Source organism: Vibrio sp. ES.051 (assembly GCF_002563795.1).
Taxonomy (GTDB): Bacteria; Pseudomonadota; Gammaproteobacteria; order Enterobacterales; family Vibrionaceae; genus Vibrio.
The window spans coordinates 667455-688400 of the sequence record NZ_PDJL01000004.1 but is presented as its reverse complement, the minus strand read 5'-3'; the positions used below and the strand labels follow the sequence as shown (position 1 = coordinate 688400).

Genomic DNA, 20946 nt, shown 5'->3' with positions numbered 1-20946 from the left:
TTTAAGACAGAAGACTTTGATTATTTGTCTTAACCGCCGCGTACAAAAAAGGCTTGATGAAAATCAAGCCTTTTTTAATTTCTGTTCTGCTTAATTATTGCGTGCCGAAGATCTTATCGCCAGCATCACCAAGACCAGGAACGATGTAACCTTTATCGTTTAGCTTCTCATCGATTGCTGCAGTGTAAAGCTCAACATCTGGATGCGCTTTTGCGAGTGCTTCAATACCTTCTGGCGCAGCAACAAGTACCAACACCTTAATGTGGTTACAATTTTTTTCTTTTAAAAGATCGATGGTCGCGATCATAGAACCGCCCGTTGCCAGCATTGGGTCAACAACAAGCGCAATACGCTCGTCTATGTTAGAAGCAAGCTTATTAAAGTAGGGTACTGGCTCCAGCGTTTCTTCGTCACGGTAGATGCCCACCACGCTGATGCGTGCGCTAGGCATGTGCTCAAGAACACCGTCCATCATACCAAGGCCTGCTCGTAAGATTGGCACGACAGTGACTTTTTTACCTTTGATCTGGTCTACTTCTACCGGACCGTCCCAACCATCAATGGTCACTTTCTCTGTTTCAAAGTCTGCTGTTGCTTCGTACGTTAGTAGGCTACCGACCTCTGTCGCTAACTCACGAAAACGCTTTGTGCTGATGTCACCTTCTCTCATTAGACCAATTTTGTGCTTTACTAGAGGGTGCTTTACTTCAACAACTTTCATGTCCATCTCCGGCTATAGTTGGCAATATTTAAACAAACCTGCAGATTATACATGACTTTTACAGAGATATCAGAACAAATCACGAGAGAAAAAAACCAACGCAAACGTTTGCCATCTATATTTAAGCACTGATAGAATAGCGCCGTTTTCATATCCAACTAAATACCGAGGACTTCCCTGTGAGTGGTAATAACTCTTCTCTGAGCTATAAAGACGCTGGTGTAGATATTGATGCGGGCAACGCGCTTGTGGATCGTATTAAGGGTGCAGTAAAACGCACTCGCCGCCCTGAAGTGATGGGTGGGATCGGTGGTTTTGGCGCGCTATGCGAATTGCCAACCAAATACAAACAACCTGTACTGGTTTCTGGTACTGATGGCGTAGGCACTAAGCTTCGCCTGGCACTGGATATGAACAAGCACGACACTATCGGTATCGACCTTGTTGCGATGTGTGTCAATGATCTTATAGTGCAAGGCGCAGAGCCACTGTTCTTCCTCGATTACTACGCAACAGGTAAACTGGACGTTGATACCGCAGCGGATGTGGTTTCGGGTATCGCGGAAGGCTGTATTCAAGCAGGTTGTGCACTTATCGGCGGTGAAACGGCTGAAATGCCGGGCATGTATGAAGGCGAAGACTACGATGTGGCAGGCTTCTGTGTGGGCGTCGTCGAAAAAGAAGACGTGATTGACGGTACCAAAGTAGCCGCAGGTGATGCGCTCATCGCCGTCGGCTCAAGCGGTCCACACTCAAACGGTTATTCTCTGATCCGCAAGATTCTTGACGTGTCTGGCGCAGATAAAAACGAAGAGCTCGCAGGTCGCACTATCGGCGAACACCTTCTTGAACCGACCAAAATTTACATCAAATCTGCACTTAAGATGATTGATAAGCACGATATCCATGCAATCTCTCACATCACCGGTGGTGGTTTCTGGGAAAACATACCACGCGTACTGCCAGAAGGCACAAAAGCGGTGATCGACGGTAACAGTTGGGAATGGCCAGTTATCTTCAAATGGCTACAAGAAAAAGGGAACGTAGATACACACGAGATGTATCGCACATTTAACTGTGGTGTTGGTCTAATCGTCGCCCTACCGAAAGAGCAAGCAGATGCAGCGGTTGCTCTTCTTAGAAAAGAAGGCGAAGACGCGTGGGTAATTGGTGAAGTCGCTCAAGCGGAAACTAATGAAGAACAAGTTGAAATCAAATAACTTGTGAATCACGCTAAAAATAGAACGAATGGGGACGTTATGTCCTCATTTTGCTATCTGGCAGATCGAAAAACCATTCTAATAGTAGGTAATTTATAGAACCTACAATATCAAGGTAGTCTCAGTATCATGAAAAACATTGTGGTCCTCATCTCGGGTAACGGCAGTAACCTGCAAGCCATCTTGGAAGCTTGCGAAGACAACATGCCAAACGCACAGGTCGCGGCCGTGTTCTCTAACAAAGCAGATGCTTATGGGTTAGAACGTGCAAAACAGTTTGATGTGAACGGTCACTTTGTCGATCCAAAAGCGTTTGATTCTCGAGACGCCTTTGACGCGGAACTAATGAGCCAAATAGATAATTACCAGCCTGACATCATTGTCTTAGCGGGATACATGCGAATCCTCACTCGTGCGTTTGTTCAGCACTATAGAGGCAAGATGATCAATGTTCACCCTTCTCTATTACCTAAATATCCGGGCTTGCACACCCACCAGCGTGCGATTGATGCCAAAGACAGAGAGCATGGCACCAGTGTTCACTTTGTGACGGAAGAGTTAGATGGCGGCCCTGTCATTTTGCAAGCAAAAGTCCCGGTATTTGAGGAGGATGATGCCGATGCACTTGCTGCCCGTGTTCAAACTCAGGAGCACAATATCTACCCTATGGTCACCAAGTGGTTGGTTGAAGATAGGTTGAAGATGCAAGACGGCAAAGCTTGGCTCGATGGTCAAGCTCTTGGTATTCACGGCTACGCTGCCGAAGAAGAGTCATCTTCTGAATAGACCCAAAAAAGGCAGTTCAGTGACTGCCTTTTTTCTTCTATTATCAGGTTTTATTCCAGTGGCTCAATGGCCGCCTGGTTGCCCGGTTTAGCTGCGGCAAACGGCACATTTGCTAATTCAGACGCATTGTTTTCGACTAACTCGCCGAGATGAAATAAACCGTATTCTCCTGGTTTCATTCGTTGCCACGCTTCATTACCAGTCAAAGGTTGAGTGGCAATAACAGAGACAATATCGTGCGGTGTCGTTTCTTCTTGGAAGTTGATTTCTACATCCTCATCAAGCAACACGGCTTTACCGAATGGCGCACGTCGCGTGATCCAATACAAGTGATTAGTACAATACGTCATGACGTACTCACTATCACTGAGCAACATATTAAAAACGCCCTTGTCTTTTAGCTGGTCACAGCATTTAGCAACATAGAGAAAAACCGATTCCATATCTTCTGGAGGCTCAGGATATCGATCTTCCATTTGTTTCAATAGCCAACAAAAGGCCAGTTCACTATCTGTCTCGCCGACAGGTCGATGCCGACCGGTATGCAAGTCTTGATAACCTGATAGCTGTCCATTGTGGGCAAAAGTCCAATACTTCCCCCATAACTCACGCGTAAAGGGATGGGTGTTTTCTAAATTAACCCCTCCACGGTTAGCCTGACGGATATGACTCACCACCGCTCGACTTTTGATCGGGTAATTTTGCACCAACTCAGCAATCTGAGACTCACAACTCGGTTTGGGATCTTTGAAGGTCCGAAATCCCTTCCCTTCATAGAAGGTAATGCCCCATCCATCGCGATGTGGACCAGTTCGGCCTCCACGCTGCATAAGCCCGGTGAAGCTGAAACAAATATCCGTAGGAACATTGGCGCTCATGCCGAGCAATTCACACATCGTTTACGAACTCCTTATCTTAAATATCGACCTAAACAAGTCACAGGTTATTTTTTGGTAACAGCCGCTGATAACCATGTTGTCAATTTGCACACTCACTCGTTGCAATCCGTCTCTTTGCCACTAGCGCAGAGTTACTTATTCAGGTCGATATCAGGCCGCAACCCCAATCGAAAAAGCTACGTACCCTATGATTCCATCTCTTTTTCAATCAACTGAATGATAATGTGAATAATCTTAATATGTACTTCCTGAATGCGGTCAGCGTAACCAAAGTGTGGTACACGAATTTCAACGTCAGCGAGACCGGCCATTTGTCCACCATCTTTACCTGTCAGTGCGATGGTCTTCATACCTTTAGCTTTTGCCGCTTCAATCGCTTTAAGAATATTGCCTGAATTGCCAGACGTCGACAAACCAAACAAAACATCGCCCTTACGACCCACAGCTTCAACGTAACGAGAAAATACAAAGTCATAGCCAAAGTCGTTACTGACACAAGAAAGGTGACTTGGATCTGAAATAGCGATACCCGCATAGCCCGGACGATTTTCACGGTAACGACCGGTGAGCTCTTCTGCAAAGTGCATCGAATCACAATGAGATCCCCCATTCCCGCATGACAGTACTTTACCATCTTGCTTGAATGAGTCTGCAATCATTTTCGCTGCTGCTTCTATTTGAGCAATGTTATGGTCATCGCTTAAAAATTTATTGAGCACTTCAGCCGCTTCGTTTAATTCACTTCTAATCAGATCATGGTACATAACACGTTCTCTTTATTATTTAGGCTGTCGGAAATCCATCGCTTCCTCAGCAAATTGTTCTGATGCTAATTCAGCATCTAACATTTCATAAACCTGAACTCGGGTTTGATGCCTCTGAGTTTACCCACAAACGAGAATTAGTGTCGATAGCGAAGCAACAGATTTAGATTAGTGATAGTAATAAACTTGTTAACTTGCTTACAAAATCATCACTCAAATCGCAACTTTAAAATTTTAACCCTACTTAGATCACTTTTTACCCAATCTTATGTTTTACATTTCCTTAATATTTTGATTACACTTAGTCAACTGGTTAGACCTCTTACCTAGCGCACAGACGTACAACACTTATAAAGTCTGAAAAGGAAAATACATATGGACATCTTGCTCTCAATCATCACGATGATAATCGTGTTAGGCGTCACGCTCTATCACCGAATGAGCCTCGTGAAATCCATCAGCCTTCTAACTATTACCATGTTAGTACTGACCATTACTGGCTCAGTAGGGTTGATAGGCTGGGCGATTTACATACTTGCTGCAGCCATCCTCGCGGTTCCCAGCGTTCGTCAGTCTTTAATTAGTCGTAAAGCGCTGGCGCTTTTCAAAAAAGTGCTACCTGCCATGTCTCAAACAGAAAAAGAGGCACTAGACGCGGGCACAGTATGGTGGGAAGCCGAACTATTCAAAGGCAAGCCTGAATGGCAAAAGCTTCATGCCATTCCAGCACCTAAATTAAGTGCCGAAGAACAAGCATTTCTTAACGGTCCAGTTAATGAAGTGTGCGCCATGGTCAGTGACTTCCAAGTGACCCATGAGCTAGCAGATTTGCCTCCAGAAGTATGGCAATACTTCAAAAATCATAAGTTCTTCGCCATGATCATCAAAAAGAAATACGGCGGTCTTGAATTTTCCGCCTACGCGCAGTCTTTGGTACTACAAAAACTCACGGGCGTATCGGGCGTTCTATCTTCCACCGTTGGGGTGCCGAATTCTTTGGGCCCTGGAGAGTTACTGCAACACTACGGTACTGAAGAACAAAAAAATCATTACCTACCGCGCCTAGCAGAAGGCAAAGAGATCCCATGTTTCGCCCTAACCAGTCCAGAAGCTGGCTCAGATGCAGGCTCAATCCCAGACTACGGTGTGGTCTGTAAAGGCGAATGGGATGGTAAAGAAGTCTTAGGTATGCGCCTAACTTGGAACAAACGCTACATCACCCTTGCACCAGTAGCGACTGTACTCGGCCTAGCCTTCAAACTGCGTGATCCTGAAGGCTTACTGGGCGACAAAAAAGATCTCGGTATTACCTGTGCGCTCATCCCAACGGATGTGAAAGGTGTAGAGATTGGAAACCGTCACTTCCCTCTTAACGTACCATTCCAAAATGGTCCAACGCGCGGTAACGACATTTTTGTGCCTATCGATTTCATTATTGGTGGCGAAAAAATGGCTGGCCAAGGTTGGCGTATGCTGGTTGAGTGTTTATCGGTTGGTCGCGGTATCACGCTTCCTTCAAACTCAACCGGTGGCATCAAATCAGCCGCAATGGCAACCGGGGCATATTCCCGTATCCGTCGTCAGTTCAAACAACCTATCGGTTACATGGAAGGGGTTGAAGAACCGTTAGCACGACTAGGTGGTAACGCCTATGTAATGGACGCGGCAAGTAACCTAACGGTGGCAGGTATTGACCTAGGTGAAAAGCCATCGGTTATCTCGGCAATCGTGAAGTACCACTGTACTCACCGTGGTCAACAAAGCATTATCGACGCCATGGACATTGTAGGCGGTAAAGGTATTTGCCTTGGCCCTTCTAACTTCCTAGCACGTGGTTACCAAGGTTCGCCAATCGCCGTAACCGTGGAAGGTGCCAATATCCTAACTCGTTCAATGATCATCTTCGGCCAAGGTGCCATTCGCTGTCACCCTTATGTTCTAGAAGAAATGAACGCGGCTTACTCTCACGCCAGCGATGCAGTTGAACAATTCGACAAAGCCCTTGCTGGTCATGTGAGCTTCACCATGAGTAACATCGTGCGCAGTATTTGGTTTGGCTTAAGTGATGGCTTAGGCTCATCGGCTCCAACCAAAGATGCCACCAAGCGCTACTACCAGCAATTAAACCGTTACAGCGCGAACTTAGCCCTTCTGTCTGATATCTCGATGGCCGTGCTGGGTGGGTCACTAAAACGCAAAGAGCGACTGTCTGCACGTTTGGGAGATATCCTAAGCCAATTATACCTCAGCTCAGCGACACTCAAACGCTTTGAACAAGATGGACGCCCAGTCGAAGATCTTCCTCTTGTTCATTGGGGCTTACAAGACAGCTTAAAACAAGCAGAAGTGGCCGTAGATGAGTTTTTAGCGAACTTCCCGAATAAAGTCATTGCCCGTGCGCTACGTGTACTCATCATGCCATTTGGCCGTATACGTAAAGCGCCAAGCGATAAATTAGACAGCAAAGTCGCGCGTATTCTACAAACCCCAAGTGCAACACGTTCACGCATTGGGCGCGGTCAATACCTTGAACCAACCGAGCACAATCCTGCAGGTAAGATTGAACTGGCCCTCTCAGTGATTCTTCAAGCAGAACCGCTGTTCGACAAAGTATGTAAAGCACAAGATAAGCGCCGCCCATTCTTGCGTTTAGATATGATGGCACAAGAAGGACTAGAGCAAGGTATTCTTACTCAAGAAGAAGCGGAACTGCTAAGAGAAGCGGAGCAACACCGTCTAGATACCATCAATGTCGATGACTTTGAGCCGGAGCTACTTGCCGCAAAGCCACTATACCCTCAGATGGATAGCGTGGCTTAAACGATCCTCTGAGACAGTAAAACGGGAGCCGCGATGGCTCCCGTTTTGACTTATGATGGTTCCAAATATCTCGAAATCAACCCAGTACTTTTCCAACACGAATGCTTAAGTGAACCTCACCAAATAACGTTTTCGCTTTTCAACGGATAAATAGCTCACAGGCGTTACGACGAAGCGGTGTATACTTTAAGTAACTCAACCACATATAGAGTAAATCTGTTGGCCAAAACATTATTCGCACAATGGTTTCCCGGGCTAGTCCAACTTAAGCATTATCAAAAAGAATGGCTTGTTAACGACTTTAGAGCGGCTTTTTCTGTCGTCGCGGTGGCGCTACCTGTCGCCATCGCCTATGCACAGTTAACCGGTGTTTCTGCGATTGTCGGCCTGTATTCGTGCGTATTGCCCATGCTGGTGTATGCTGTGATGGGCACTTCTCGACAGCTCATTGTTGGCCCCGATGCGGCGACTTGCGCGGTTATCGCTGCTGTCGTTACCCCTCTTGCGGCAGGCGACCCAACCAAACACTGGCAATTGGTCATGACCATGACCGCCATGACAGGTATTTGGTGCGTACTGGCAAGCCGATTCAAACTAGGCATTTTTGCTGACTTCCTATCTCGTCCTATCCTTCTGGGACTACTCAACGGTGTCGCCCTCACCATCATTGTGGGTCAGTTTGCGAAAGTCTTGGGCTTAAAATACGAACAACGTTATCTACTTGAGCAATTATGGGAGGCGCCTCAACGTTTAGCAGAACTTCACTGGCCTACTTTAACGTTAAGTATTGCAACGGTTGTGGTTTATCTGGTGACGAAACGCTATCGCCCAGCTTGGCCAGCGGCAATGCTCGCCATACTGGTCACGACAACCTCGGTTTGGTTATTCCATCTACAAGAGATGAACGTCTCTGTGGTCGGCCTGACTCAAGGCGGGTTTCCACAATTCCAAACACCAAAGTTCGAGCTAGGTGAAGTGCGCGGACTGGTGGTTCCAGCACTCAACCTTGCTATCGTGAGCTTTGTCAGCATGATGCTCACCGCGCGCAGTTTTGCGGCTAAAAATTGCTATGATATTGACGCTAATAAAGAATTTCAGGCATTGGGGTTTGCGAATATAGCTTCTGCCTTTTCTCAAGGGTTTGCGATTAGTGGCGCCGACTCTCGCACCGCAGTCAACGATGCAAATGGCGGCAAGTCCCAACTCGTATCGATCATTGCGGCGCTCACCATTGCGGTCATCGCCGTGTTTATCTACGAGCCTTTACAGTTTATCCCTATTGCTTCACTTGGCGTCGTCTTGATTATTGCGTCCTTGTCGCTACTCGATCTCAAGGGTATTTGGACGTTAAAGGCACGTGACAAAGACGCGTTCTATCTTGCCATCATTACCTTCGTATCTGTTTTAGTCATTGGTGTGATTCCGGGCATTACATTAGCCGTGCTTTTGGGGTTATTTCAGTTTTTACGCATCGTCATGCGGCCGAGTGATCAGCTGCTTGGATTGGATGAGAAAGGTACTATTCGTACCATCGACGACACGGGCAAAGCCTCACCTATTCCAGGCATGGTAATTTATCGATTCAACTCACCACTTACCTACTTTAATGCCCCTTATTTTAAGCGCCGAGTGCTAGAACATGCAGAGCATCACAAAGATGCCAGTTGTGTCGTGGTTGATGCGGTATCAAGCTTTACCCATCTTGATTTAAGTGTAATGGCAACGCTGGCTGACATTCATGACGTATTGAAAAAGCGAGGCATACGTTTGGTTCTGGCCGGACGAAAACGACGCTTACGTCAATGGTGTGAGCTCACTGGGATCAGCACCAGCGAGGGCGGTATCTTACTGCGTGCCGATATGTATCTCGCCATTAAGCTCAGTGGCAGTTACATCAATGCGGTCGGTGAAGGACAAATCCCGACGGTACAAAAAGAGCCCGACTTAGAGCAACCACCAAAACCGATACCTGAAGTGGCTTAAACGGCCATTTAAAACCGCCATCGTCCTTTCTGATAGACACTCAATACAGACGATTTGGCAAGCTCAGTAAAAGACTGTTTTCAACTAAACGATTTCAGATTAGGGAAAGAAGGCTAACTCTGCTAAAATCCGCTCCCTTCCTATCTTCATGACAAAATACGACCGTCTTGTTTGGAGCGGAAACCACACAACCCACCACCTTGGTTAGTAAGATACTTGGGAGCTCGTTATGATGACTGATGAAGAAAGAATTGAACTACAACAAAATAACCCGTTACACGGTCTTAAGTTAGAAACATTGCTGCAAGAACTTGTGGATTTCTATGGTTGGGACATTCTAGATACGGCTATGCGTTTTAACTGTTTTCATACCAACCCATCGATTGCGAGCAGTGTTAAGTATTTAAAGAAAACCGATTGGGCGAGAGAAAAGCTAGAGAACTTCTACCTATACCGCTTTAAGCGCATGCCTCGCGCCTCTAGCGAAGAGTATGACCTGCCTCCACGAGCTCGTACGTTCCCACATGGCCTAAAGCCGAAGGAGCCACTGGAACTGACGGTTGACTCAATTTTAAAGTCACAAGCTAAAGCGGCCTCCGCTCATAAAGAACGCTCATCACGTAATCGTCCTTTTCGTCGTTAATTCCTCGATTCCTCGAAATAATAGTAAAAGAGCGATGTATAGGTAACTTGCGCGCTCTTTAGTTTTTGTACGACTACTGTAAAGCTAACGTTTGCAGGCGAATATTTTCATGTCCTTCCGATTCCAATAAAGAATGTTTGTATAAATCTCACTAAACATTCTGCAATTCTCTACCACTTTATCATTCATACTAACTCTGCTAAAACACTAGGAACTTTGAACAAATTACTGCGTCCTTTCTTCACTATCTCGTAAGTTCCTAATTTATTCCTTCCAAACTAGACTAATCTTTCCAATATAAATTCATAGATTTGTTCTTGAATGAGAAGGGATTGATTGGGAGTTATGGATGAGCTTAACCGGCTTAATAAATGATTTTGTGTTGTTATGGGCTGTCGTTGATCCTATCGGTACTGTTCCAGTGTTTCTTGCTATTGCAGCAAATAAATCGGAATTGGAGCGACGACAACTCGCGATAAAATCCGTCTCCATCGCCTCACTGGTGCTCTTATTTTTTGCAATCGCGGGTGAAGCATTACTTCAGGCAATGGACTTGCCACTGGCGTCATTTCAGGTTGCAGGAGGCATCATACTTTTTATATTTGCTACAAGTATGATATTCGGCTCTAGTAAGCCTGATGATGAGATCTCACAAATTGAAGGACATAATCATTTGGCAATTTTCCCACTGGCTATGCCCTCAATTGCCTCACCAGGAGCGATATTAGCCGCCATTATGATGACTGATAGCCATAGAAACTCGCTGAACGAACAACTCATAATAATAGCTTTATTGGGTGTTGTATTACTCTCAGTGCTTGCTCTTTTGCTTTGCGCGTCTGCAATTTATAGGGTTATTGGCTCTGCTGGTTCCAGTATTATAAGTCGTATCATGGGGTTAATTCTGGCAACAGTCGCTGCTGATCATGTCATCAATGGAATAATAAGCCACATAGGCATAATTGGAGATCTTAAATGAAAAGAGAACCGCATGAGGAGTTACCGTTAGACGAGCCTGACCGAATCATTCGTGTTAGTCATATAGCCATTCGTTTCGCCGTTAAGCTTTTGGCCGTTTTAATGGTCATTGTCATTTACTTCGGTATCGTGGATGTATTATATGTTTTATACCAACGCCTGACTTCAGATCCTTTGTATTTGCTGAATATTAGCGACATTTTTGAGACTTTTGCAGCCTTTCTCGCAGTACTCGTTGCAATCGAAATCTTTGTCAATATTCGCATCTACCTCAAGGGGTATGAGTTTCCTGTAAAGCTTGTGGTTGTGACAGCCATGATGGCCGTGGCCCGAAAAATTATTGTACTTGATTTTAATAAAATCGACGCATTAGAAGTTTTTTCGTTAGGGGCCATTATGGTGTCGTTAGGCTTAACATATGGCGTGATGCTTATTGCCGACAAAAGAAGGCAAGAGGATGAAGCACTTGACCGCATTAATCACAAATAACTGTTCAAGTCGACTCGGTTATTGAACCATGAAAATAAAGCCTAACGAACCCAAGACAACGACTATCATTGTTGATTTGTTTCCTTAAAGCTTTATTCACCGTTTTAAGCTGATTCATCACTTAATCTGAATGTCGTTCGTTTCCGGCCCTTTACGCAAATCATCTAGAAAGCTCCCGACACTTTAAGCAAACTCAGTCAGCTCATAGAATCGGTCTATCATTAATAACCCGACGTATGACCATGTTTCCGTTTTCTAGCTCTTTGAGTCGCTGAACAACTATCTTCTTACTCGCTCCTATTACCATATATTCAATGGTTATTCAGACATTAGTTTGTATCTCGATAAGGTTATTATTCAACGAACATAACTAATTTTGGTAAAGAAGAACTCATTCATTACCACTGTCATGCTTGGTTCTTTATTAAATTGACATTTGACGGTTTCTTAATCTGTGTTTAAGATCTCTTTTTTGTTTTTCATGGAGTGACCCAATGTCAATTACGCCGCCTTAAACCACATCCCTCATTAACTCCTTTCTACTATTAACTAACTTCATAATTTTAAGAGTAAATTCATGATTGAAACGATGAAACGTGATTGGTTGTCCAATATACGTGGTGATGTGCTGGCTGGCATAGTTGTAGCGCTGGCTTTGATTCCTGAAGCGATTGCTTTTTCCATTATTGCAGGCGTTGACCCAAAAGTAGGCCTTTATGCCTCATTTAGTATTGCATTCATCATCTCTATCGTCGGTGGCCGACCAGGAATGATTTCAGCGGCAACGGGGGCGATGGCTCTGTTGATGGTCACTCTGGTCAAAGAACATGGCCTACAATACCTATTAGCGGCAACTGTACTCACTGGTGTCATTCAAATTCTCGCCGGCTACCTCAAGCTAGGGGATTTGATGCGTTTTGTCTCTCGTTCAGTGGTAACGGGCTTTGTAAACGCTTTGGCCATTCTTATTTTTATGGCGCAACTGCCAGAGTTAACCAACGTGACATGGCATGTTTATGCGATGACGGCTGCGGGGCTTGCCATTATCTACTTATTTCCTTATGTCCCTTATGTAGGCAAGCTTTTACCATCACCTCTAGTGTGCATCATTTCCCTTACGGTTGTCGCTATTGTGTTTAACATCGACATTCGCACCGTGAGTGATATGGGCCAACTACCCGATACTCTACCTATATTTTTATGGCCTGATGTCCCTCTAAACCTAGAAACACTTTGGATCATTTTACCTTACTCATTAGGTCTCGCGATTGTTGGCTTACTTGAGTCAATGATGACGGCGACAATTGTTGATGACTTAACTGACACTAACAGTGATAAAAACCGCGAATGTAAAGGCCAAGGTATTGCGAACATCGCAACAGGCTTTATTGGCGGTATGGCAGGTTGTGCCATGATTGGTCAGTCCATTATCAACATCAAATCTGGCGGTCGTGGTCGTTTGTCTACATTCTGTGCGGGCATCTTTCTCCTGATCATGGTGGTTTTCCTCAGTGATTGGTTGAAACTTATCCCAATGGCGGCATTGGTGGCGGTTATGATTATGGTTTCAATTGGTACTTTCTCTTGGAGTTCAATTAAAGATCTCAAGTCTCATCCGTTATCAACCAACATCGTCATGATTGCGACCGTTGTCGTGGTCGTTGCCACTCATAACCTCGCGATTGGTGTGTTTGTGGGCGTATTACTCGCTTCACTCTTCTTTGCCAACAAAATTGGGCGTTTCATGGTGGTTAAAAGTGATTTATCCGAAAACGGTGACGAGCGTACTTATCGTGTTATTGGGCAGGTCTTTTTTGCTTCATCAGATCAATTTTTAAAAGCATTTGACTTTAAAGAAGTCCTTGAGCGTGTCACGATTGATCTCTCGAATGCCCACTTTTGGGATATCACCTCTGTTTCTTCTTTGGACCGCGTTGTTATCAAATTCAGACGAGAGGGAACAGAAGTTAATTTGATTGGGATGAATGAAGCAACGAGCACTATCGTTGATAAATTTGGTATCCACGATAGACCAGAAGAAGTCGAAAAAATGATGGGCGGACACTAAGGATCTAATTATGACAAACATAATCGCTTGTATAGATGGGTCGAGCTATTCCCAATCTGTCGCCGACATTGGTGCATGGACATCCCAGCGCCTATCCGCACCATTAACGCTACTTCATGTGTTGGATAAGTCATCTCAAGAAACAGAAAGTGAGTTAAGCGGCAATATCGGCCTCGGAGCCAGAGAACACTTACTTACTGAACTTATCGAACTTGATGAGCAGCGAGCAAAAATAGCGCTGAAGCATGGCAAAGCTTTATTAAACGATCTAGAGCACCACTTAGCAGAACACGGTTTCAATACTATTCATAAGCTACAAAAACATGGCAACTTAGTCGAAACATTAACGGATATAGAGCAAGACATTCGTGTTTTGGTTATTGGCAAGTCAGGTGAACTTCACCAGAATGACACCAAAACCATCGGCTCACAGTTAGAAAGTGTCGTGCGTTCAATCAAATCACATATTCTCGTTGCACCGGACGGTTTTTCGCCGCCAGACAGTTACGTACTTGCCTTTGATGGCAGTGCAATTAGCGAAAAACTGGTTGATAAGGCGATTAAAACCCCGCTTCTGAAAGGGATGACATGCCACCTAGTGATGGTTGAAGACTCCAACAGCAAAACTGATGCATTTTTAAACGCAGCACAGAAACTCAAAGCCAATGGCATAACGGTTGTTGAAGTGAAACTTCAAGGTGAAGTTCATTCCGCTATCTTGAAATATCAGCAACAACAAAACATTGGCATGATTGTTATGGGAGCTTACGGGCATTCGATACTTCGTCAGTTTTTTGTCGGCAGCAATACGACACGGATTATTACCGACACGACAGTGCCACTCTTACTGATTAGATAACCCTTTTTAAAGCCTTCATGACAGAAGGCTTTTTGTTGAAAAGGGTTATAAAAACACAGGCAAAACTGTCATTATAAGTACCACCTCAAACAAAAAAGCGAAGCCGTTGAGCTTCGCTTTTTTTTGATCGTGACCTTTATTTCTTTGGGACTTCCAGTTGCATCTCTGGCATGGCGTCGCGTTTGGCTTTTATGTTACGCCAGACTCCCCATGCGACAAGGCCAATCAATAGCACGATGAGGTTACCTACCGCAATGATGATTATGCTACGCTTACGTTTAGCTTCACGCTCAGCAATGATGCGCTTTTCCATCTCGATACGGCGCAGCTCAATAAGCTCGGCTTCTTTGGCGATTCGTGCAGCTTCTAGATCGACTTCATCGACAACGCTGAAGGTTTGCTCATGAATTGGAAACATCAGCGGGCGCTGCGTGGCGAAATCAGTGGCAAAAACCTTTCCTCGCCATGAGTATCTACCCAGTTCAGCATCGTTGTTCAGGCTTAGTGTGGTTTTCATCCCCTCTTTGGAGACTTGCTTTTGGCTGTAGCTAATAAAGCCATCTGGTGCGTGTTGCTCGACCGTTGTCGCAATAGAGCCTGGTGCGATCATACCCTGCTCCCCTCTGACGACCAGCTGATGGGCCTTATCAGGATTTCGAGCTTGGATAAAGGTTCGAGTGATTGGGTTCGGATAAACCAAGATGACTTGCTCTTGCGCGCGTAAAAATACGCCATTGCCAGAGGTGATTCGCGCACGGTACTTTCCGGGCTCAACGTCTATTGGTAGTTGGACGGTAAATACGCCATCGCCCGCTTTTTCATCTAGGTCACGACCATCATCAGAAAACTCACCCACCACCATTGGGACTGGGCGCGCCTCTTTGATCAGTTCATCTTCATTTTCGACAAACTTCCTAAACGTGACTCGCAGGTTTATCCGGTCAAGAAAATCACGCAGCACAAGCGGTTTATCGTCTGAGGTTAGACGCGCAGTGAATTTAAGCGCTTCGCCATTATAGAGTCGATTTGGGAATTCATCTGTGCTGAGTTTTAAATGCGAAATTAAGCGGATATTATTTTTTGGCGTTACTTTACCAACCGCCTGCCATGGCCCCGGCATTGGATTATCGACGGAAATGATGTCGAGCGAGGGTTCTTGGTACCAACGTACATTATCGTAGGTACCCCAAGCATAATACTTTTTACCATCAGGACGCACTAATACGACAGGTTGAGAACGTTGTTTACGATAAACCAAAAAAGTAATCTGTTCGATGGTCGGATCAACCCGAAAACGATTATCTAACAAAGAGATGGCGGACTCACTCGCTGCATTCGCGAAACAACTCCAGACCGCGAATAGTGCGATCGACAAAGCCCTCAACATAGCTTCTCCTATTAGTGCCAAATACTGTCGTTCACCAATTCTAGTCTTTTCTGGTGAGCTTCTAGTTCATCGGCACTTGCATGCAAAACCTTTAGCGATTTTCGTCCCTCAACGCGACGAATGGTTTCAACTCCCCCCTCTTGTTTGTTAGCGTTGAATTCTAAATTCGTTTGCCCACCAGTCATGAATAGGTAAACGTCGGCTAGAATCTCCGCATCGAGTAATGCCCCGTGGAGTGTGCGGTGGGAATTATCAATACCGTAACGTTCACACAAAATATCGAGATTGTTTCGTTTGCCCGGGAAGATTTTCTTCGCCATGGCTAGGGTATCGGTCACCCTACAGAAATCTGCCGTTTTACCAATGTTGGGATCGAGCATATTAAACTCGTTATCCATGAAGCCCGTATCGAAGGGCGCATTGTGAGCAACAAGCTCGGCCCCTTTGATAAAGTCGAGAAACTCTTGGTGCACGCTCGCGTATTCGGGTTTATCAATCAAGAATTCATCGGTAATACCGTGAACCTCAACCGCTTCGGATTGAATTTCGCGGTCTGGTTTAAGGTAGACGTGGAAGTGACGACCAGTCAGCTTACGGTTGATGATCTCCACGGCACCGATTTCAATAATGCGGTGCCCCATGTAATGAGGCCCCCCCTCTCGGTTCATACCCGTGGTTTCGGTATCGAGAACGACAATGCGGTTATATTCAGAATTGCTGCTGGTATTCATAAGGTTATGTATGTCAGACTATGCTTTATTAAATGTTTCGGCTAATAGTACCAAAAATATGACCAAACACGTTGAGATTTTCACTGACGGTTCTTGTTTAGGCAATCCTGGACCTGGTGGTTACGGCATCGTCTTGCGTTACAAAGGGGTAGAAAAGACGCTTTCTAAAGGCTATACGCTGACTACCAACAACCGTATGGAAATGTTAGCAGCCGTCGTAGCACTTCAAACGTTAAAAGAACCTTGCCAAGTAACATTAACCACGGACAGTCAATATGTGCGCCAAGGTATTACACAGTGGATTCACAACTGGAAAAAGCGTGGTTGGAAAACGGCGGGCAAAAAATCAGTGAAAAATGCGGATTTATGGCAAGCACTAGATAAAGAAACCGCACGCCACAAAGTAGAATGGCACTGGGTAAAAGGTCACGCTGGCCACAGAGAAAACGAAATCTGTGACGAACTCGCCCGTACCGCGGCCGAGAACCCGACTGAAGAAGACAAAGGTTACCAGCCTTCCTAACTTTTCTCGTTCGATACCTTCCTTACTGCACTACCCTCTCGATTCATCACCCCCAGTGGTGAGAGTTTTTTCTTCAAACGCCAATGAGGTTTAATCGGTTTGAGAGGGTATGTTCTTTTACGTGCCACGATATAATACAAGCTTCCTGCTGGCGATGCCCAGTGACCTAAACTGTTTTCTAACCAAGTCCACATTGTCCGGTAACGCTTCATCGGAAACAGCGCATAACGATCGCAGTGAATGACTTCATAATTGAGCAGCCCTAACCAGTCTTTAATGCGATTAGATGTAAACATTCGTCCACACCAAGGCACATTGTGTTTACGCCAAGGGAACAAACTCGCTAACCCTGTCAAGCTGAACGGGTTAAAGCCCGTGATGATCAAATAGCCATCATCCATCATGACTCTGTCTACTTCTCGCAGCAAACGGTGTGGATCTCTTGCGTAGTCAAGCTGATGAGTGAACACCACCACATCAAAGCTTTTTTCCAAAAAGGGCAATTCATAACCATCTGCAATCACATTATGCAACGGGTTCTGGATATCTACGTTGACTTGGTGTTGAATGTTACAATTACAGCTGGTTAGCTCACAGCTCAACCCGCCCAGCTTGAGCATATGGTAACCGAAGAATTTCGGCCACCACTCGTCAAGTCGGGTCTGGATTGACTCAAGTACCCACGGACCGTTGTTCATTACTGACCAACTCGACGGGTGTGGTATAGTTTTGTTGCTGAGTGCTGGTTTCATTAACCACCTGACTAAAATGGGTGACGGAGAACGAATCGTGTTAGAGATCAAAAGCATACCCGCATTTAATGATAATTACATCTGGCTGATACAAAATAGCGATAAACGTTGCGCGGTGGTTGACCCGGGCGATGCTAAGCCAGTGTTAGAATACTTGCAGGCTAACGAGTTAACTTTAGAAGCAATCTTGATCACACACCACCACAACGATCACATTGGTGGGGTTCCAGACTTAGTCCGTGCGTTTCCAAACGTCACCGTTGTCGGCCCCAAAACAGAACCAATTCCAACCCTTACGACACCAATGGAAGAAGGAGACAAGCTAGAACTGTTTGGTGAGATCTTCTTGGTGCTGGGATTACCAGGTCACACCTTAGGCCACATTGGTTATGTCGGTGATGGTAAACTATTTTGTGGTGATGTCCTGTTTTCTGCAGGCTGTGGACGTATTTTCGAAGGTTCGTCAGAGCAGATGTTTGAATCGTTAAGTAAACTCGCGTCCCTACCAGAAGAAACACAAGTCTTTTGCGCTCACGAGTACACCGCCAGCAACGTCGCTTTCGCTTTAGCGGTCGAGCCAGACAATGAACAACTTCGCCAGTACCGTGATGATGTCAACAGGCTTCGAGCGCTCAATATTCCAACGCTTCCGACAACAATACGCAAAGAAAAGTGGATTAATCCGTTCTTACGCTCTACCAACCCAGAGGTCGTTAAGTCCGTTGCGAACCGCATTAAAAACAGCGATCCATGCTCGGTTTTTACTGCTTTACGTGAGTGGAAGAACGAGTTTTAACCATTTTCTGCTTGTAAGTTTACCAGACCCCAGTATTATCATGGGCTGATTTTTCGAGAAGCGCCACTGGCGCTTCTCTTACTTTGGGGTTGATATGAATCTATTTTAAGTTCCCCCTAGTGCGTAACTTAGAAGCTCTCACCTCTATTTATTACTTAGTGTTTAAAGATGTCTATTATCTTGCGACTGCCACGTAATTTGTATTGCGCGACAGGCAGGTGAAGATAAACAGGCCCTAAATAGGCTGAATCCATGCGTTTGAAGTATACCTGGGCGTTGGCGTTATTATTATCTGGCTGTCAATTGACTCAGTCAGACTCAACAACGTCTTCTACACCAGAAACCAACAAGTCCGAGCAAACTGCAAACCAAAATGCAGCTATCGCTCAATCAAAAAGCAAACCATCCCTAGCAAAAAAGACGGCTGGGGATACACCAAAAGCTCTCTCTCCTCAGGAACAGGAAGATGTGTGGCAACGTATCGCTATGCAGCTTGAAATGGACATCCCTAACAACAAAAAAGTGGACTACTACCGCACGTGGTATTTAAAGCACCCAAACCACCTTTATACGGTGTCGAAACGTGCTACCCCTTTTCTCTATATGATCACAGAACGTATAGAAGAACGCGGGCTGCCAATGGAGTTAGCTCTACTTCCTGTGGTTGAAAGCTCATTCGATGCCTTTGCATACTCACATGGCAGTGCTGCGGGTTTATGGCAGTTTGTTCCTGGCACCGGAAAAATGATGGGGCTTGAGCAAAACTACTGGTATGACGGACGCCGAGATGTGGCAGCGGCTACCGATGCGGCGCTAGATTACCTCGTTAGACTGAATCAGCGCTTTGATGGCAGCTGGGAACACGCCATTGCTGCGTACAATAGTGGCGGCGGCCGTGTTTCCAGTGCGATCCGTAAAAATAGAAAGCTAGGCAAGCCTATCGACTTCTTCTCTTTGGATTTACCAAAAGAGACCAGCAGCTACGTGCCTAAACTTCTGGCGTTGGCAGATGTCATCGCAAACCAAGATAAGTACGGGCTTAATATTCCAGCGATTACGAACAAGCCTGTCCTTGCTCTTGTTGATCCTAAAGAACAATTAGACCTAGCGATTGCAGCGGATTACGCTGGCATTGGAGTTAAAGAGCTACAAAGCTATAACCCAGCTTACAATCAATGGTCTACGGCTCCAGAAGGCCCGCATCAACTTTTGATCCCGATTAAGAAAAAAGAAGTGTTCCTAGCCAAAGTGGAAAAAAACCGCGGCAAAGGGATGAAAGTGGCTCGCTACAAGGTAAAATCTGGCGATTCTCTGAGTGTGCTGGCTAACCAATATGGTACAACCACGAAAGTTATTCGGCGTGCAAATGGCCTTGCCAACGATAACATTCGCATTGGCCAATATCTGTTGATCCCAACGTCAACAAAAGACGACTCTAAGTACGCTTTAAGCGCTCAGAACCGCTTGAACAAAACCCAATCTCGAGCTCGAGGTCAATTCAAGCTAACCCACTCGGTTCAGTCTGGGGAAAGTTTGTGGTCAATCGCGCATGATAACAAAGTATCGTACAAGGCTCTGGCGAAATGGAACGGCATGGGTCCAAAAGATCCATTGCGCGTTGGTCAAAAACTGGTGATTTGGAAGAACGCAGACCAAGGTGCGGTCATTCGCACGGTGTTTTACAACGTTCGCTCCGGCGATACGATCAGTGGCATTGCCAGCAAGTTTAAAGTCAAAACAAACGACATCGTGAAATGGAACGCGCTACAAAAGAGCAAATACCTACAACCAGGTCAAAAACTTAAATTATACGTTGACGTAACGAAGGTGAGTGTATGAGCCCATCAAGTAATCCACTTGTAATGTTATTGGATATTTTCCGTTCTCCAACGTCTTGTTTTCTTGCGTTGTATCAGCGTGGCGCTTGGGGGTGGCAACCGTTCATCTTCTTGATGCTTAGTCCGTTTTTATTCTGGGGCGCTTACTTTTCGAATGTCGATTTCACGTGGCTTAGTGACCAACTTGCCGTGCAGTTTCAGCAAATCGACCCGAAGCAGATTGAGCTATTAGAACCCAACACTCTGATGGCAAGTGTGATCATCAATGATGTATTCAACCGCTTTGCCACCTTACTGTTGCTTGCGCTTTGGTTCTTTCTTGCAACGAAGGCAAGCAAGCAACAATATGGTTACTGGAAGTGGTTTGCCGCGTCGTGTGCAGTTTTGTTTCCTGCCGTGTTAGGAGACATTGCAAGCTATGCCAGTTTGCTATTGAAACACGGCGAGGTCATGACTTACGCGGCGGATCTGAACAGTCTTAATGGTTTATTAAAGTTGCCACTGACCAACGATTGGTCTCACTTTGCCAGTTCATTACCTCTGCTTCTGCCTTGGTACATTGTACTTGGCTACGGTGTGGTGTTAACTTGGACAGAGTTTGAACGAGGGCAAGCTTTAGTTATTGCAAGTTTACCATGGGTTGTCTTTTACGTAATTTGGGCGCTGTACCTTGTCGTGATGTAACCCAA

Annotated in this window: 19 protein-coding genes; 13 read left to right on the top strand and 6 right to left on the bottom strand. The window is 45.4% G+C overall.

The features are described from left to right. Positions 1–94: 94 nt before the first annotated feature. Positions 95–721, bottom strand: coding sequence for a uracil phosphoribosyltransferase (gene upp / locus ATG66_RS09540; RefSeq protein ID WP_098415070.1), 627 nt, complete (start codon positions 719–721; stop codon positions 95–97). Positions 722–900: 179 nt separating this feature from the next. Here upp and purM point away from each other — a divergent pair, with 179 nt between their 5' ends. Both purM and purN read left to right on the top strand, forming a co-directional pair. Next, positions 901–1941: a phosphoribosylformylglycinamidine cyclo-ligase gene (gene purM / locus ATG66_RS09535; RefSeq protein WP_098415069.1), complete on the top strand. Its 1041-nt coding sequence runs from the start codon at positions 901–903 to the stop codon at positions 1939–1941. 129 nt (positions 1942–2070) lie between these two features. Continuing rightward, complete coding sequence (gene purN / locus ATG66_RS09530) at positions 2071–2727, top strand: phosphoribosylglycinamide formyltransferase (RefSeq protein ID WP_098415068.1); 657 nt, start codon at positions 2071–2073, stop codon at positions 2725–2727. A gap of 50 nt (positions 2728–2777) precedes the next feature. Here purN and ATG66_RS09525 read toward each other — a convergent pair whose 3' ends face one another. Both ATG66_RS09525 and lpcA read right to left on the bottom strand, forming a co-directional pair. Further along, positions 2778–3623, bottom strand: a complete 846-nt coding sequence (locus tag ATG66_RS09525; RefSeq protein WP_098415067.1) for a class II glutamine amidotransferase — start codon at positions 3621–3623, stop codon at positions 2778–2780. 188 nt (positions 3624–3811) lie between these two features. Next, the gene (gene lpcA, locus ATG66_RS09520; protein WP_098415066.1) at positions 3812–4390 is read right to left on the bottom strand and encodes a D-sedoheptulose 7-phosphate isomerase; all 579 of its coding nucleotides are present in this window, start codon (positions 4388–4390) and stop codon (positions 3812–3814) included. Between the two features lie 375 nt (positions 4391–4765). On the opposite strand from lpcA, the gene fadE reads away from it, so the two are divergent. The 7 genes from fadE (at position 4766) to ATG66_RS09485 (ending at position 14230) form a co-directional block, all read left to right on the top strand. Next, entirely contained in the window at positions 4766–7210 is a 2445-nt protein-coding gene (gene fadE, locus ATG66_RS09515; protein ID WP_098415065.1) for an acyl-CoA dehydrogenase FadE, read from the top strand. Positions 7211–7429: 219 nt separating this feature from the next. Then, a complete protein-coding gene (locus ATG66_RS09510; RefSeq protein WP_098415064.1) occupies positions 7430–9193 on the top strand; it encodes a SulP family inorganic anion transporter in 1764 nt (587 codons plus the stop codon). 229 nt (positions 9194–9422) lie between these two features. Continuing rightward, positions 9423–9836 (top strand): VF530 family DNA-binding protein, encoded by a 414-nt coding sequence (locus tag ATG66_RS09505; RefSeq protein ID WP_098415063.1) that lies wholly within the window; start codon positions 9423–9425, stop codon positions 9834–9836. 349 nt (positions 9837–10185) lie between these two features. Beyond that, the gene (locus tag ATG66_RS09500; protein WP_098415062.1) at positions 10186–10815 is read left to right on the top strand and encodes a MarC family protein; all 630 of its coding nucleotides are present in this window, start codon (positions 10186–10188) and stop codon (positions 10813–10815) included. Further along, complete coding sequence (locus tag ATG66_RS09495) at positions 10812–11303, top strand: phosphate-starvation-inducible PsiE family protein (protein ID WP_098415061.1); 492 nt, start codon at positions 10812–10814, stop codon at positions 11301–11303. Before ATG66_RS09500 ends, ATG66_RS09495 begins: the two co-directional genes overlap by 4 nt. A gap of 577 nt (positions 11304–11880) precedes the next feature. Next, positions 11881–13371, top strand: coding sequence for a SulP family inorganic anion transporter (locus tag ATG66_RS09490; RefSeq protein ID WP_098415060.1), 1491 nt, complete (start codon positions 11881–11883; stop codon positions 13369–13371). Positions 13372–13381: 10 nt separating this feature from the next. Beyond that, on the top strand, positions 13382–14230 hold the full coding sequence (locus ATG66_RS09485) for a universal stress protein (RefSeq protein ID WP_098415059.1): 849 nt from the start codon (positions 13382–13384) through the stop codon (positions 14228–14230). 136 nt (positions 14231–14366) lie between these two features. Here the strand turns inward: ATG66_RS09485 and ATG66_RS09480 are convergent, their stop codons facing one another. Continuing rightward, complete coding sequence (locus ATG66_RS09480; protein ID WP_098415058.1) at positions 14367–15617, bottom strand: TIGR03503 family protein; 1251 nt, start codon at positions 15615–15617, stop codon at positions 14367–14369. A gap of 11 nt (positions 15618–15628) precedes the next feature. Beyond that, the gene (dnaQ, locus tag ATG66_RS09475; protein WP_098415057.1) at positions 15629–16348 is read right to left on the bottom strand and encodes a DNA polymerase III subunit epsilon; all 720 of its coding nucleotides are present in this window, start codon (positions 16346–16348) and stop codon (positions 15629–15631) included. A gap of 58 nt (positions 16349–16406) precedes the next feature. Here dnaQ and rnhA point away from each other — a divergent pair, with 58 nt between their 5' ends. Next, a complete protein-coding gene (gene rnhA, locus ATG66_RS09470; protein WP_098415886.1) occupies positions 16407–16871 on the top strand; it encodes a ribonuclease HI in 465 nt (154 codons plus the stop codon). Here the strand turns inward: rnhA and ATG66_RS09465 are convergent. Continuing rightward, positions 16868–17623 carry a class I SAM-dependent methyltransferase gene (locus ATG66_RS09465; protein ID WP_098415056.1) on the bottom strand — a complete coding sequence of 252 codons (756 nt, stop codon included), beginning with the start codon at positions 17621–17623 and terminating at the stop codon, positions 16868–16870. The two genes, rnhA and ATG66_RS09465, sit on opposite strands and share 4 nt — an antisense overlap. A 37-nt stretch (positions 17624–17660) precedes the next feature. Between ATG66_RS09465 and gloB the strand changes: the two genes are divergently transcribed. The 3 genes from gloB to ATG66_RS09450 all read left to right on the top strand — a co-directional run bounded on the left by gloB (position 17661) and on the right by ATG66_RS09450 (position 20941). After that, positions 17661–18419, top strand: coding sequence for a hydroxyacylglutathione hydrolase (gloB, locus tag ATG66_RS09460; RefSeq protein WP_098415055.1), 759 nt, complete (start codon positions 17661–17663; stop codon positions 18417–18419). Between the two features lie 252 nt (positions 18420–18671). Further along, positions 18672–20258 (top strand): lytic transglycosylase, encoded by a 1587-nt coding sequence (locus ATG66_RS09455; RefSeq protein WP_098415054.1) that lies wholly within the window; start codon positions 18672–18674, stop codon positions 20256–20258. Then, positions 20255–20941, top strand: a complete 687-nt coding sequence (locus tag ATG66_RS09450) for a YIP1 family protein (RefSeq protein ID WP_098415053.1) — start codon at positions 20255–20257, stop codon at positions 20939–20941. The genes ATG66_RS09455 and ATG66_RS09450 overlap by 4 nt, the downstream gene beginning before the upstream one ends. The last annotated feature ends 5 nt before the right edge of the window (positions 20942–20946 follow it).